General features: G+C 62.1%; 11 protein-coding genes. 7 read left to right on the top strand and 4 right to left on the bottom strand.

Translation table 11 applies throughout. The features are described 5' to 3' along the window. Positions 1-2: 2 nt before the first annotated feature. Positions 3-353: a c-type cytochrome gene (locus KHO23_RS25375; RefSeq protein ID WP_211614206.1), complete on the top strand. Its 351-nt coding sequence runs from the start codon at positions 3-5 to the stop codon at positions 351-353. 86 nt (positions 354-439) lie between these two features. Continuing rightward, positions 440-751 (top strand): high-potential iron-sulfur protein, encoded by a 312-nt coding sequence (locus KHO23_RS25370; RefSeq protein WP_211614205.1) that lies wholly within the window; start codon positions 440-442, stop codon positions 749-751. A 102-nt stretch (positions 752-853) separates the two neighbouring features. On the opposite strand, the gene KHO23_RS35485 is transcribed toward KHO23_RS25370, so the two are convergent. Beyond that, positions 854-988 carry a hypothetical protein gene (locus KHO23_RS35485; RefSeq protein WP_268963929.1) on the bottom strand — a complete coding sequence of 45 codons (135 nt, stop codon included), beginning with the start codon at positions 986-988 and terminating at the stop codon, positions 854-856. Positions 989-2,089: 1,101 nt separating this feature from the next. Between KHO23_RS35485 and KHO23_RS25365 the strand changes: the two genes are divergently transcribed. Beyond that, a complete protein-coding gene (locus KHO23_RS25365; protein WP_211614204.1) occupies positions 2,090-2,587 on the top strand; it encodes a MaoC family dehydratase in 498 nt (165 codons plus the stop codon). Between the two features lie 225 nt (positions 2,588-2,812). Here KHO23_RS25365 and KHO23_RS25360 read toward each other — a convergent pair whose 3' ends face one another. The 3 genes from KHO23_RS25360 to KHO23_RS25350 form a co-directional block, all read right to left on the bottom strand. After that, positions 2,813-5,467 (bottom strand): bifunctional diguanylate cyclase/phosphodiesterase, encoded by a 2,655-nt coding sequence (locus KHO23_RS25360; protein ID WP_211614203.1) that lies wholly within the window; start codon positions 5,465-5,467, stop codon positions 2,813-2,815. 308 nt (positions 5,468-5,775) lie between these two features. Beyond that, positions 5,776-6,900, bottom strand: coding sequence for a porin (locus KHO23_RS25355; RefSeq protein ID WP_211614202.1), 1,125 nt, complete (start codon positions 6,898-6,900; stop codon positions 5,776-5,778). A gap of 150 nt (positions 6,901-7,050) precedes the next feature. Further along, positions 7,051-9,750, bottom strand: a complete 2,700-nt coding sequence (locus KHO23_RS25350; protein WP_211614201.1) for a LuxR C-terminal-related transcriptional regulator — start codon at positions 9,748-9,750, stop codon at positions 7,051-7,053. Positions 9,751-9,994: 244 nt separating this feature from the next. Between KHO23_RS25350 and KHO23_RS25345 the strand changes: the two genes are divergently transcribed. From KHO23_RS25345 to KHO23_RS25330, 4 genes are all read left to right on the top strand, one after another. Then, a complete protein-coding gene (locus KHO23_RS25345) occupies positions 9,995-10,957 on the top strand; it encodes a hemerythrin domain-containing protein (RefSeq protein WP_211614200.1) in 963 nt (320 codons plus the stop codon). 37 nt (positions 10,958-10,994) lie between these two features. Further along, positions 10,995-11,369 (top strand): BON domain-containing protein, encoded by a 375-nt coding sequence (locus tag KHO23_RS25340; protein ID WP_211614199.1) that lies wholly within the window; start codon positions 10,995-10,997, stop codon positions 11,367-11,369. Between the two features lie 64 nt (positions 11,370-11,433). Further along, positions 11,434-12,435, top strand: coding sequence for an AraC family transcriptional regulator (locus KHO23_RS25335; protein WP_211614198.1), 1,002 nt, complete (start codon positions 11,434-11,436; stop codon positions 12,433-12,435). A 249-nt stretch (positions 12,436-12,684) separates the two neighbouring features. Further along, on the top strand, positions 12,685-14,487 hold the full coding sequence (locus tag KHO23_RS25330; RefSeq protein ID WP_211614197.1) for an acyl-CoA dehydrogenase: 1,803 nt from the start codon (positions 12,685-12,687) through the stop codon (positions 14,485-14,487). Positions 14,488-14,493 lie beyond the last annotated feature (6 nt).

Genomic DNA, 14,493 nt, shown 5'->3' with positions numbered 1-14,493 from the left:
ACATGAAAAGCCAAAACGTGTTGATATCGATTCTGCTCGCCTCCGCCGGCATCCCGGCCGCCTTCGCCGAACCCGCAGTGAAAGCGCCGTCGGCCGCAGCCTTGAATCGCACCGTCAGCGTTACCCTCCCTGACAGCGAGCACGTTTTTCCACCGGGCGCCGGTGCCGAGATCGCCAACTCGCAGTGCATGATCTGTCATTCGGCCGGCATGGTCACGCGCCAGCCGCCACTGCGCTTCGGAGAGTGGAAGGCGGAGATCAACAAGATGCGCACCGCGTACGGCGCACCCATGCCTGCGGAGCAGGTCGATGAGCTCGCCACCTATCTGACCGTGATAAAGGGCAAACAGTAAAACTTCGCTCCGTGGCGAAACGGAGTTCCACATCGGCTGGCACGTCGAAGGCCCGCCGCCCACCATCAGAAAGAAAGGAGCCTTGCATGCAATCATCCCGTCGTCACTTCATGATTCTGGCCGCTTCGCTGGCCTCCTCTGTTGCGCTCTCGGGCAAGGCGTCGGCCGAGACGCCCGCGGTATCCGAAAGCGATCCGACCGCACAGGCACTTGGCTTCAAGACGGACGCGACACACGTCGACAAGGCGAAATATCCAAAGTATCTGGCTGGCCAGGCGTGCGCCAACTGCCAGCTCTATCAAGGCAAACCAGGCGATGCGTCCGGACCGTGCCCGATTTTTTCCGGCAAGCAGGTCCCGACGAAGGGCTGGTGCAGCGCGTACGTGAAGAAGGCCTGAAGCGACACCGCCGACTCCCGAACGCGGTCAACGCTGCAGGGAGTCGGCAGTGAGTTTGCACTCGTACTGCCGGTGGGATGTGCGCTTCTGGCGATCGCAGGTCTAGGCGAAGTCAGTGACCAGGTAGTGCGAATCCATCCAGTCGTAGCCCAATCTGCCGTTTGCCCAGGCCCAGTTGGTCCGGCCGTTCATTGCCATGCTTTCGGGACGATCGTCCGTCGCCAGGCTGGCTTCCACCCTGCTTCCCTCTCCCGGAGGCGCGACGTATCGCGTCTCCGTTCCGTTTTGTCTGTCATGTGTCATCTCTGGATCTCCCGATTGAAAAAGCTGACGGCAGCACAACGCTGCTAACTGGCCAGCTATCCAGCAAGGAGCGGGCCAAGACGGCATCGGACACTTAGATCATTGATTTCACAGAAAAATTATTTCAGGGTGGCGCGGCATCGACCTCAAGAATGAAATGGAAATTTCATTTTTGGGATCGCACGCTGATCGCACGCTGTATGTGCCGGTCGCCAGCGCTGAACGCATGTCCGTGCAATGAAGTGAAAGTCGAAGCCGCCTGGGCGCGATGGATCGACACCGTGCACTCAAACGGTCTCCGCCCTCCCATGAGGAGGGGGGCGATCAGGAATCGCCCGCCCTAGACTTCACTCATGCGATACGGGACAAGGTTGGACTGGCCGGCCACCGCCAGAGGCGGAAACAATCATCGGACACTACCGTCGCGATGATTCCGGTCACGCGGCACGCCCAGTCGCCCAGGCGCCAGTCAGGCGTCCGGTGTTACTTTTCAGGGAAAGCGCCATGCGAAACGATGGGAGTTCTTTGCGGAGGTTGGTCGACAAGTGGCTCGGGCACTGCTGCGAGGGGACCGTGCAGGTGATCGAGTTCAGCCGTACATCGTCGAATCGACGCCGCTATCTACGCGTCGGCGTGGGCCGTTCCGAAAGCAGGTTAACGATTACCTTCTTCCGGCATGGCGACGGCTCGTGGAACGTGTATCCACCAAGGCGGGAACCGCCCATGATGGGCACGTCCTGTTTCGTGGCATGACCGCATGCGTGCCTGAAGAGATGGCGCATCGGCAATTCGTGTCATTCGCAAGTCGTGGCTGACTTTGTCAATGGATAGGCCGATTCAGGTAGTCGATTCAGATTCAATTGGGACTACGATCGACTCAACGGATACCGCGGCGGGCCATCCACTCCGCCCAAGCCGCGCCCCGTCTTCGATCGCCGTTCTGGAAATCCATCATGAGCCATACAGCGAGGCGGCAGCATGTCCGGAACAGACAGGGTCAGTCCTTCCATGCGGTAATAACGAGTTGAGCAATAGATGAACGAAATTGGCGGTTACGACATTGAAGATCTGGAAGCCGGCATGAGCGCCACCTTTGCGAAGACCATGACGGAGGCGGATATCCTGTTCTTCGCGGCCGCATCGGGCGACAACAACGCAGTTCACCTAAACGAGGAATTCGCGCGCACTACCCCGTTCAAAGGGCGCATTGCGCATGGGATGCTGAGCGCAAGTGTGATTTCCGCGACCCTCGCCGGGCGCCTGCCGGGCCCCGGCACCGTGTACCTCGGACAGAACCTGCGTTTCAAGGCACCGGTCCGGCCTGGCGATACGGTGCATGCAACGGTCGCCGTGAAAGAACTGCAGCCGGAAAAGTGCCGCGTTGTGATGTCGACCGTCTGTACCGTTGGCGGAAAAGTGGTGATCGACGGCGACGCGGTTGTCATGGTCACGTCCCGTGCGCGGCGGCTGGCTGAACGCGCGGCCGGCGCCGAACAATCCGCAGCGGTGAGTCAGTCAATCGAGGCGTTGTGACCGTGTCGTTAAACGTACCCGCTGAATATGGTCAGGGATTCATCAAGTCCGGGCAGCAGTTCTGGCGCACCCTGGCCGGTCTGGAGGCGAATGGCGATCTTCACGACGATACGCACGCTGGAGCGACGCCCCCGGAAGCGTCGGTCGTTCCAGTCACACTGCTCGAGGCGCACTCCGCGTACTCGCCAAAGCTGGCGTCGGTTTGGACCCGAACGCTGCCGACAGTCACGCGCAAACGGCGTACTCACAAATAAACGCCGCAACCTGATCCTCCGGCATCGGCCGCGCGATCAGATAGCCCTGCGCCTCATCGCATTCCAACTGCCGCAAGCACGCGAGCGTTGTTTCGTCTTCGACGCCCTCCGCTGTCGTGCGAAGGTTGAGTGCGCGAGCCATCTGGATGATGGCTCGTACAATCGACTCGTCATTGGCATTCCTGCAAAGGTCGCGAACAAACGCGCGGTCGATCTTCAGCTTGTCGACCTCAAACCGTTTGAGATAGGCCAAACTGGAATAGCCGGTGCCAAAATCGTCGACCGATACCGTCACACCAAGCTGCTTCAGACGCTGCACGGTAGTCAGCGCCTGTTCGGTGTTTCGAATCAGTACCGACTCCGTCAGTTCCAGCTCGAGATAGCCAGGATTGAAACCCGACTCGGTCAGGGCGCGCTGGATTGTGTCGACGATGTCACCTTGCGTGAATTGCACCGCCGACAGGTTCAACGCGATGCCTACATCTGGCATTCCTGCGGCTCGCCACGCCTGCCCCTGCCGGCAGCATTCGCGCACGACCCACTCGCCAATGGGCACGATAAGACCGCTTTGCTCGGCAATCTGAATGAACTGTCCGGGCGGCAGCAACCCCTGCTCGGGATGCCGCCAGCGTAGCAACGCTTCGACACCCCGTACACGGCCGCTGCGGAGATCGATCTGCGGCTGATAGTGCAATTCGAATTCCCCCTTCTCCAGCGCTTTGCGCAGGCCGGCCTCGACACGCAAGCAGGCCGTCGCTTCCCGGCCCAGCTCATCGTCGAAGAAACGGCACGTGTTGCGGCCATCGCCCTTCCCGCGGGACATGGCGGCGTCGGCTTTACGCAAGAGGGTCTCAAAGTCCTCACCATCTTCGGGATACAGTGCAACGCCCATCGTCGCGGACGTGTACACCTCCTCGCCGCCGATTTCCATGACGGCGGATACGCTGGACTGAATTTCGCCGAGAACCGCCTGAATTTGGGCCAGTCCTTCAAGACCCGCGAGAAACAGGAGGAATTCATCGCCCCCCTGGCGGCTGACGGTGTCGGAGTCGCGCAGGCAGTCTTTCAGGCGGCAGGCCACAACTTTCAGCACGGCGTCGCCCGTAGCGTGTCCGAATGACTCGTTGATCGCCGTGAAGTTGCTCAGGTCCAGCATGATGAACACCAGCCGGGGGCCCTTCGCGCGTTCGAACCGGTCGCGCAACAGCGACCAGTTCGGCAAGCCGGTCAACGCGTCCCGGGAGGCAAGGTACTCCGCCTTGGCCTCTGCTTCCTTGCGGCGCGTGATGTCCATCGCCATGGTCAGGTAGCCGGTGATCGCACCGCTCGCGTCGCGCAACGGCGCCTGCGTCGCGCTGATCGTGACGGGATGACCGTCCCGATGTAAGCGAACGACTTCCCGGTCTACCAGCGTTTCACCCGCGAGCGCCTCGTGACGGAGAGGCTCAATCTCTTTGGTCATGCCGGAAAGCAGATCCGGTAGCGTTTTCCCCACGAGCTCACCCGCGGACCATCCCAACAGTTTCTCCGCCGCCTCATTCACCAACGTGACAATGCCCGCGGCGTCGCGCGTCACGATGGCGATAGGCGACTCATCGATGATGGTCTGGTTGAACCGCCGCTCGGCGTCCCGGGTTCGATAGGCTGCCTGCTCGGCGTTGATGGCGTCGAGTTGCTTACCCCAGGCCCGGTAGGTCAAGTACCACAATAACCAGGTCAGCAAGGTAAATAACACCACGGAACTGACAATCATGCGCCGCTCGGCAACCCACGGCGCGAGATAGGTGTCGAGCCCGACTCCCACCAGAACGCACAACGGCTGCGTTTCCATACAGCGATATCCGTACGAGCGCATCACGCCGTCTTGCGGCGCGACGTTGACGAACTTTCCTGCAAGCCGGGACAATCGCCGTGCCATAAACATGGGGGCATCAGGGCGAACAATGAGCGGTTCCCCCGGGGTAACCAGCCCATCGGGGTACCGCGAAATGAAAGTCATGTTCCTGTCATCAAAGACGACGAAGGAATCGGTGGGTCCGTTGGAGAGCGCCGCGAAGCGTTCGTTTAGCGAATTGACCGGAAACACGAGCGTCACGATGCCGGCAAATTTGCCTTGCGGCGTACGCATGGCCCGGGCAAAGACGATGTCCCAGGTTGCGCTGATGCGGCCAAAAACAGGGCGGCTAACTACCATACCCGCGTCGGAATGGTCGCGTAGTTGCTGAAAATAATCGCGGTCAGTCATGAAAACCCCGGACTGCCCACCGGTGCCGAAGATCACCTCGCCACTAGCGTTCGCCACTCGCATCGCCGACATCGATGGGAGTACGAAGAGGTGCTGACTCAAAACCGGCTCGACGAGCTCGGCGCGCAGCGCCCCGAATGTCTGCTGGCGCTCGAATTCAGTGACCGCTGCAGCAAGCGTTCGATCGATACTTTCAAGCCGGCCGGCAAAGTCCGAATAGAGCAACTGGGCCATGTTGTCGGCCTGGACGGAGGCCTTCTCGTCGTACTGCTTGTGGCTGGCCTCCAGCCAGCTCCAGGCTGCTACCCAGATGATCAGGTCGATGAGAAGCAGGCCAAGGAGTAGCAATGCGCCGCCACGGTTGATGCGGTTGAAGGTCATTACCCATCCCCAGCTATTCTCTTTTGCGTAAGCCTGAACTGCTTCAGAGCCGGCCGGTAAAACACACTGCTCAGTTGTGCGAGAGGCCAGCGTGAAAACAGCTATGAAGCGGTTCCATTTCTGTACGGTCAAGCAAGAATGGCGGCTGAGCGCATCTCACTCCGATGGTTTCTTCATATCATGCGCTCGCCCGAGCCTCAAGCTCGTATATCTACGCATGCGGACCCGCTCCAGTTCACCGGGCAAGACGAACGTCGCCCGGTTTGACGCGCGGCTGCCCCGGATGAAGAACAGCCGGCACGGTCCGCTCAGAAGCTATGGCGCAGCCCGATCATGGCCGCGGTCGTCGTGACGCCAGGCGCCACCGGCTGACCGTAGACGATCGTCTGGTTCATCGTCCCCTTGTTATTCACGTGGCCGACCTGCGCGTAAACCATGGTTCTGACGGAGAGCTTGTATTCGGCTCCGAGCGCAATTTCAGTCGAGCGATTCGCCGAATTATTCTTGTCCTTCAGGTAGTAGAGACCCGAGGTCACCTGAAACGCGGGGGAGAAGCGATAACCCAATCCCGCGGAATAGAGATCGATATTGACCTGCTTGGAATGCGCGGGATTCTTGCCGTTGCTGTACGACGCCGACACCGAGAAGCCGTGGGTCGTATAAAGCGCGCCGAGATAAACGAACCGGTTATTGTCGAGTCCGGTCAACGGTGCGCCCGGCGCCGGATTCGTATCGTGCCCGTTGTAATACACAGCGGACAGGCTCAGACCGTAATTCGAATACTTGAGCACCGCCGACTCGCGCGTGCCCCCCTGAAACTGGCCGGCCACACCACCGGGCGCGTATTCCAGTCCGACCGAAGCGCCGCCAAAAGATGGCGACTGGTACACCAGCGCGTTGCTGTCATACAGCGCGCCGATAGGCGCATTGGTGCTGGTGCCCGGCCAACCGGCGGCCTGATTCATCCCCAGCCACGCGGTCAGGATACTGCCGAAGTATTGGGAAGACCGTACGTCCGTCTCGGCCATGGCATAGATCATCGGGACGATCTGCCGGCCCGCGTTGAACGTGCCGAACGGTCCCGATACGCCGATCGTCGCAAACTGGTTGAACTGGGCCGCGGCGCCGGGTGTATCGCTCAGGCCGGATTTGCCGGTGCTGCTGTCGAACGAACCCTGGAGCTTGAAATTGACATGGTAGCCGCCGCCGATGTCTTCACTGCCCTTCATTCCCCACAGGCTCGAATAGATGCCACCGTCCTTCAGGCGGTACACCTTTCCCGTATTGGGCGCCTTCGGGCTAAACGACGCCGCCGAGCTGCTCTGGTACAAGAAACCCGAATCGAGGATGCCGTAAAGCGTCACGGAAGATTGCGCATGAGCGGCGCTCGCGAATGCAATGAGCGCTGCCGCTCCAATCAGTTTCACCTGCATTTTGTCTCCTGATAGTTTTGTTTCGACTGCGGCCAGGAATTAGCGGCATAGTGGCGCGTCGTGCAGGTGAGAATACGTAAAGCAGCGCGGACAAGCCCCTCCCAAAGCGGGAGGGGCCGAAGATTAAAGTGAACGGCGCGGCGTGCCGGATCATGCGCCTTCGAGCAAACCCAGCACCAATGCTCGTCGAACGGCATGCTTGCGCGAACTGGCGTCGAGCTTGCCGAAGAGATTCTTGAGGTGCCATTTCACGGTGCCCTCTCCCACCGCGGCCGCGACCGCGATCTCCTTGTTCGACATATTTCTCGCCAGCAGCTCCAGGATTTCGCGCTCTTTGGGCGTTAGCAGCACGCTCGGCACAGCCCGTGGCACGCTAGCCTGACGGCCCAGCGGCGGCACGGCGATACGCGCTGCCGCAATCGCGCGGGTGGCTTCGCCGGATTCAGGCTGCTCGTCGCTGACTCGCCGCGCCCAGTCCGCGAGAGCAGGATGCGCGTCCGCCAGAGTACGGGTCAAACGGAACGTCTGCGCGAGGTTCATCGCCTCGCGAAGCAAGGCAAGCCCGTTCGCGCCGGACTGCTCCAGCGCGAACGCGCGCATCGCCATGATTTCAATCTGATATCGGCCGAGCTTCATCGCTTCAGCGGCAACGCCTGCCTTCACGAGGTCGTCGAGCGCCTGCTGCCAGCGTCGCGCCGCAATGGCGGCGCCTGCATGCGCCAGGCCGACCAGCAGGTCGACTGACTGTCTCCACAGCGCCCCCCTGTTCGGCGCCTCCTCGGTCACCAGGTCGTCGATACGGTGCACCAGGGCGTCGCACATCTGCGTGCGATATCGGCCGGCATGAATACGCACCTGTTCAGCCATGCTGGCAATGCACAGGCGCGGCAGGCGCCGGCTCACCCCCATCGCGTGCATGGCCTCGAGGAGATCGAGGGCCCGGTGTTCGCTGCCTCTGGCCGCGGCGATGCGCGCCGCGGTGCGGTATGCGAGCAGCACGGTGTCTGGCGTGCCGCCTCGTTCCAGAATGTCCAGCCGGTTGGCCAGCAACGCGGCGGCCTCGTCGACACGATCGGCTTCGTAGCTCAGCGCCGCGCAGGTCGCGGCAAACATGCACGAGAGCGGATGGCGGCGGCCGAGGTCCGCTTCCGCGCTCGCCAGTGCCGGACGAAGCACCTCCTCGGCAAGCACGAATTGTCCTTCCCATACGTAGCTGAAGCCGACAAAGTGATCGCCCCAGCGCACCACGTAGCCGATCCCTTTGCCGACTTCAGCCCGCTTGACCGCCAGCTCGACCCGGCGTGCCTGCGCGGGCTGCCCGACAAGAATCGCGCGCGCCGCGAGGCGGTTGGCGTGAATCTGGGCGAGCCAGGAATCGCCGGCGGGAACAAACTCGACCCACGGCGTGAACAGGTCCACGAACCGGTCGATCTCATCGGCGTAATAGGCGGCAGCGGACAGGATGAGCGCGCATTCGTAGCGCAGTTGCGCGTCGGCATTGGGACTGGCAAGCACGCGCTGCACCTGAAGTTCCGCCTCCTTGTGCCGTTCGCCAAGCGCCAAGGCCCAGGCCGCTGCCAGCAACAAACGCGGGCGCCGCTCGAATTCATCCGCGGGGAGCAGATCGAGCCATTCGAGAACCGCGCTCAGGCGTCCCTCCTTGACCGCGTCATGCAGGCAACGCGCCGCCAGCTCGTAGGCAGTCTGGTGCTGACCCGCGGCGTGAGCATGCCGTGCGGCCTGTTCGATCATGCCCTGCCCGTTCAGCCAGGCGGCAGCGCGGCCATGCAGCGCTGCCCGCTCGGCGGCGGGCACATTCGCGAGGCGTCCTTGCAGCACGTCGCGCACGAGCGTATGAAGCCAGCACCATGCGCCGTCCTCGGCGGTAACGAACACGGGCGTCTCGCGTACGAGGCGCGCCAGCCGCTCCGGCGCCTGCGGGTCGCCGGTCAACGCCTGGCAGAGGTCAGGATGCAGCGAATCCAGCAGACTGGTGTGGGTAAGGAAATCGGTGTCTTCCGCCGAAAGCTCCGCGATCAGCGTCCCGACGAGGTGCTCACGCAGTCCGCCCTGATTGGCCGCCATCGTCTCCACGACTTTCCGGGGATCCGGGGCGCGTGCCATGGCCGCCATCGCAAGCTGCAACCCAAGCGGCCAGCCATCCGTCAACTCGAACAGCCGCGCGCACGCGTCGGCGTCGAAACGCGACCCGAACCGGTTGGCGATCAGTCCAATCGTCTCTTCGAGACGAAAACGCAGCATCTCGGGATCGACGAGCACGCATTGCCCGTAGGCGAGCAGATCGGCCACTGCCGCATCGACTCTGCGGCGTGCCGCGACAGCCACCCGAAGATTCTGCGGCGCATTATGCAAGACATAAATCAGTGCGCTCAGGCCGGCGTCGGGCAGACGGTCGGCCTCGTCGACGATCAACAGGACATCGAGCGAAAACTGTGCGACTTCCGCGAGCCAGGCGGTCACGCCGTCCAGTTCACCGACCGATCCCATGGCGCCGTCGAGCAGCACTCTTCCGAAAGCTGGGCGGGCACAGCCTGCACGCATGGCATGGACAAGCCCCTGAAGGAGCCGCTGTGGGTCGTCCCGCTCATCCACCGAAAGGAAGGCGACCGCCGCACCACGCGCGAGGTATTCCCGGCGCCATTGGGCGAGCAAAGAAGTCTTCCCGTATCCCGCCGGCGCTTGCACGAGGGCGACCGATTGCTCGCCGAAGTGCAGCGCGTGCGCAGCCAGCCGGTCGCGAACCAGCAAATGGGCCGGCGCGCGTGGCGCGATGGTCTTCAGGACAAGCTCGGTGGCTACGCTACCGGCGCCTGGAGGAGTTGATGCCATCTTGCGAGGCCTGTCGAGACTCCTGCCGGCCATTGCAGGCTGCCGCAGGGAGCGAATTAGGGGAAGGTTGAAGCGTACCACCCGAGCGCGTCGCGCCCCCTCCCTTCGTGGGGGGGGTAGGCGAATCGACCGCGGACTAAGATGCGTTCGAACAGAGCTCCAGCGCGCTGCCAGCTGATGAGTTCGAAGCCGGCCGGAAGGATCTGCAAACGTCGAATGCAGCAAATGCAGCACAAGGGATACCATGTATCGACACTTTCTCGTCCCTGTGGGCGACATTGATTCATGCATCGAAGCAACCGGCCACGCAATCGCATTTGCTCAGTCGATGGGTGCACGCATCACCTTTCTGCCCATACTGTATCAACATGCCGCCACGCTGCCCCATCGAGTTTCGCCCGTACAGGGTGAGGCCGGCGCCGCCCAGAACGCATGCGACGCCAGGGAGCGCGCATTGGAACTGCTGGCGCGGGCCGAGGCTGCGGCGCGCGCGCAGGGCGTACCGTATTCGTCCGTTGCCGCCAGCGACGAAACGTCGTTCGACAGCATCGTCGCGGCGGCGGTCCAATTTGAATCCGATCTGATTTGCATCGCCCCGGGTCAGTGGCTGGCCGAAGCGGACGACGTCGTGGTTGCGCGGTCCGATGGCGCTGGTGCGGCAAACGTGGCCGTTCTGATATGCGCCGCCGACCGGCGACCGGCAACCTCGCGCGCGATCCGCGTCCTGCTCGACCAACACCGCGCCGTCGCCGACGCCATTCACACGCTGCTGGACAGCGTCCGCGCCGCACACGCCGCCGGCCGGCAACCCGAGCCGATATCCATGCGCGAGACGGTCAAGCACCTGCGCGATCTTCAGTTGCGCCGGCGCCGTCTTAAGGAAAATGCCCGGTTCTTTCAGCGGCTGCGCGAGTGCACGTCCGTTGCGGATGCCGAACTTGATGAACTCGAATGCCAGCATCAACGCGACGAACAACTCCTCGATGAACTGGCCGCACTCGTCGGGCGTGATGCGGAACCGGCTGCCCCAATTGGGCGGCTCGAACAGGCTCTCAGCGTTTACGCGCAATTCACATGGGAGCATCTGGGACGGGAAGAAGGTGTGGTGCTACCGGCTGCGCGGCGCTATTTGCGAAACGATGACTGGAGCGATATCGCGACGGCATTCGACGCAACGGCCGCGGATTGGGCCGCGGCGAAAAAGTGATGGGCTGTGCTGTCGATAAAAAACTGGAGATGAAACGATGAAGAAATCAGATGTACTCAAATTGGCGGCGAGCGCAATGATCGCCCTGGTGTCTATTAGCGCATGGTCTCAGTCTGGCCAGACAAGCGCGGCTTCAATGGGATCCGCCAAAGCGGCATCGGCCGGAGACGATGCCAAAGCTGCTAAACGGGCTAATCGCGAACTAGCCAAGCAGGTTCGCACGGCCATTGTCAAAGAGAAAAGCATCAGCGCGGCAAACATCAGTGTGCGAGCGAAGAGCGGCGCGGTCACCCTATACGGAACCGTGCCGGCTGCGTCTCAGATCGACGCAGCGGCCTCAGTGGCAAAAGCAGTTCCGGGTGTAACGTCGGTCAAGAATCAGATCGTGATTCAGAAGACCTTCGACCAGTAATCGAGTCCGGACGGTGCCGTACAATGACGGGCGCAACCGACAGCAGCGAGCCTCGTCAACGCCCATGCATTCGCCCAGCGCCACCGTCCCGATCTCACTCGTCAACGGCTTCCTTGCCGCCGCGGGCGCACGGCCGGGTGTGGTCGGCAAATACCTGGACGAGGCCTGCATTTCGCCCGCGCTCCTGGCCGAACCGGGCGCTCGCGTCACAGAGGAACAGTTCTCCACTTTATACCGCGCCCTCGCGCTTGAATTCGACGATGAAATGCCGGGCATCTTCGAGCGTCCGTTGCGCAGCGGCACCCTGAAATTCCTTTGCCTGAGCCTGCTCGATGCGCCCAACCTCGAAATTGCCATGCATCGTTTCGGGCAGTTCTTTCACATTGTTCTCGATGACTTCAGGTTCGAATCGCGCCGGGACGGCTTGATCGCCTGCGTTGCCCTTCATCCGGATCCATCGTCAACCGTCAGCATGCTTGGGCAGCAGCTCGTGCTGAAGCTCGCTCACGGCGTGGCATCGTGGCTGATCGGCCAGAAGATCCCCTTGCTGCAAGTCGAGTTCGCGTTTTCCTGCCCACCGCACACGGTGGATCATCTGTACCTGTTCCCCGGCCCGGTCCATTTCGACTGCCAGCAAACACAGATGCGCTTTAGCGCCGTGTATTTCGACATGCCTATCCGCCAGCGCAAAACGAATTTGCGCAAGTTTCTCGCCCGGGCTCCCGAGGACTGGATTTTTGTTTCCTTTAGCGAGCAGCTCACGAGCCACCGCATCCGGCAGTACCTCGCGTCCTGTCTGCCGGACGTGCCGACCGTTGAAGACGCCGCGCGGAGTCTTCACTGCTCGGTCCGCACGCTGTGCCGGCGCCTCGCCGCCGAGGAAACCGCATTTCAGACGCTGAAGGACGAACTGCGGCGTGACATCGCGATCCAGCGTCTCACCGGCACCCACGACCCGATCGCCGCGATCGCGGGCGATGTCGGTTTTGACGACCCCACTGCGTTTCATCGGGCCTTCCGGCACTGGACTGGCAGCACGCCTGGCGAGTACCGCCGGCAACCCTGAGCGCGAGCCTGCCCGCCTCGCATGGCGATCGAACGGCAACCCGACCCGCTGCCCGTGCAATGGGGTAAACGCGCATCGGCAACCCGCCCGCTTCGCAAGTCGTGGCCGAATTTGTCAATAGATGGGCCGATTTAGGTAGTCGATTTGCGTCCAATCGGGACTACGATCGGTTCAACTGTTACCGCGCCGGGCCATCCAGTCTGCCCTGCCCGCGGCCCCTCCCAGATCGCCTTTTTTCGGAAATCCATCATGAGCTATACGGCGCCCGTCAAGGACATGCTGTTTGTCATCAATGAACTTGCCCATCTCGATCGCGTGTCAGCACTCGCAGGCTTCGAGGATGCCACTGCCGACACCGCGCAGGCGGTGCTCGACGAAGCGGCGAAGTTCAACGCGGATGTGATGGCGCCGTTGAATGTGGAAGGCGACCGCAACCCGAGCAGCTGGAAAGATGGCGTGGTTACCGCAACGCCGGGCTTCAAGGACGCCTTCCGCCAGTTCGCCGAAGGCGGCTGGCAAGGTGTCGTGCATCCCATCGAATACGGTGGTCAGGGCTTGCCCAAACTGCTGGCGACGCCGTGCATCGAAATGCTGAACGCCGCCAACCTCTCGCTTGCCCTGTGCCCGCTGTTGACCGACGGCGCGATCGAAGCGCTCCTGACGGCCGGCACTGAAGCGCAGAAGCAGGCCTACGTGCCCAAGCTGATCTCCGGCGAGTGGACCGGTACGATGAACCTGACCGAGCCGCAAGCCGGCTCCGATCTCGCGCTGGTGCGCACGCGCGCCGAACCGCAAGGCGACGGTTCGTTCAAGGTGTTCGGCACCAAGATCTTTATCACGTGGGGCGAGCATGACATGGCGAAGAACATCGCCCATCTCGTGCTGGCGCGCACGCCGAATGCACCGGAAGGCGTGAAGGGCATCTCGCTCTTCATCGTGCCGAAGTTTCTCATCAATGAAGACGGCTCGGTCGGCGAGCGCAACGACGTGCATTGCGTCTCGATCGAACACAAGCTCGGCATCAAGGCGAGCCCGACCGCGGTGTTGCAATTCGGCGACCACGGTGGCGCAATCGGTCATCTGATTGGCGAAGAAAATCGCGGCCTCGAATACATGTTCATCATGATGAACGCGGCCCGCTTTGGCGTGGGCGTGCAGGGTATCGCCGTTGCTGACAGCGCGTATCAGAAGGCCGTCGCGTATGCGAAGGATCGCGTGCAAAGCCGGCCGGTGGACGGCTCGGCAAAGCAATCGGTCGCGATCATCCAGCACCCGGACGTGCGTCGCATGCTGTCGACCATGCGCGCGCTAACCGAGGGTGCCCGTGCGCTCGCCTACGTCGCAGCCGCACACAGCGACATCGCGCATCGCCACGCGGACGAAGCCGTGCAGGCGGAACACCAGGCCATCTACGAATATCTCGTGCCGGTGGTGAAAGGCTGGAGCACGGAACTCTCGATCGAAGTGGCGAGCCTGGGCGTGCAGGTTCACGGCGGCATGGGCTTCATTGAAGAGACGGGCGCTGCCCAGTACTATCGCGACGCCCGCATCCTGACGATCTACGAAGGCACCACGGCCATTCAGGCAAACGACCTGATCGGGCGCAAGACCTTGCGCGACGGCGGCGCGGTGGCAAAGGCAATCCTCGCCCAGATCGATCGAACGTTGGGAGACTTGCAAGCCAGCGCGTCGTTCTCCACAAGCCCTGCGTTCCAGTCGCTGCACAAGCGGCTCACGCAAGGCCGCGACGCCCTCGCGAGCGTAGTGGAATTCATGCTCGCCAATGCCAAAAGCGATCCGAATGCGGTATTTGCCGGCGGCGTGCCGTACCTGAAGCTTGCTGGCATCGTACTGGCGGGCTGGCAATTTGCACGTGCCCTGCTGGTTGCTGCCGAGAAACGTGCCGAGGACACATCGTTCTACGACGCGAAGATCGCAACCGCTCACTTCTTTGCCGATCACGTTCTGCCCCAGGCCGCCGCGCTTGAGGCCTCCATCGTCAGCGCGAAAAACAATGAAGGCATGTTGGCGCTGAGCGAAGACCAGTTCTAACGAAAA

This window comes from Paraburkholderia haematera, assembly GCF_905220975.1.
Lineage (GTDB): Bacteria > Pseudomonadota > Gammaproteobacteria > Burkholderiales > Burkholderiaceae > Paraburkholderia > Paraburkholderia haematera.
The sequence above is the reverse complement of the archived record's forward strand: the minus strand, read 5'-3'. Positions and strand labels throughout refer to the sequence as shown.

Excerpts from the sequence above, each read along its gene's own strand:
- KHO23_RS25355 (WP_211614202.1), bottom strand. The coding sequence starts at position 6,900 with ATGCAGGTGAAACTGATTGGAGCGGCAGCGCTCATTGCATTCGCGAGC.
- KHO23_RS25340 (WP_211614199.1), top strand. The coding sequence starts at position 10,995 with ATGAAGAAATCAGATGTACTCAAATTGGCGGCGAGCGCAATGATCGCC.
- KHO23_RS25345 (WP_211614200.1), top strand. The coding sequence starts at position 9,995 with ATGTATCGACACTTTCTCGTCCCTGTGGGCGACATTGATTCATGCATC.
- KHO23_RS25350 (WP_211614201.1), bottom strand. The coding sequence starts at position 9,750 with ATGGCATCAACTCCTCCAGGCGCCGGTAGCGTAGCCACCGAGCTTGTC.
- KHO23_RS25330 (WP_211614197.1), top strand. The coding sequence starts at position 12,685 with ATGAGCTATACGGCGCCCGTCAAGGACATGCTGTTTGTCATCAATGAA.
- KHO23_RS25375 (WP_211614206.1), top strand. The coding sequence starts at position 3 with ATGAAAAGCCAAAACGTGTTGATATCGATTCTGCTCGCCTCCGCCGGC.
- KHO23_RS25360 (WP_211614203.1), bottom strand. The coding sequence starts at position 5,467 with ATGACCTTCAACCGCATCAACCGTGGCGGCGCATTGCTACTCCTTGGC.
- KHO23_RS25365 (WP_211614204.1), top strand. The coding sequence starts at position 2,090 with ATGAACGAAATTGGCGGTTACGACATTGAAGATCTGGAAGCCGGCATG.
- KHO23_RS25335 (WP_211614198.1), top strand. The coding sequence starts at position 11,434 with ATGCATTCGCCCAGCGCCACCGTCCCGATCTCACTCGTCAACGGCTTC.
- KHO23_RS25370 (WP_211614205.1), top strand. The coding sequence starts at position 440 with ATGCAATCATCCCGTCGTCACTTCATGATTCTGGCCGCTTCGCTGGCC.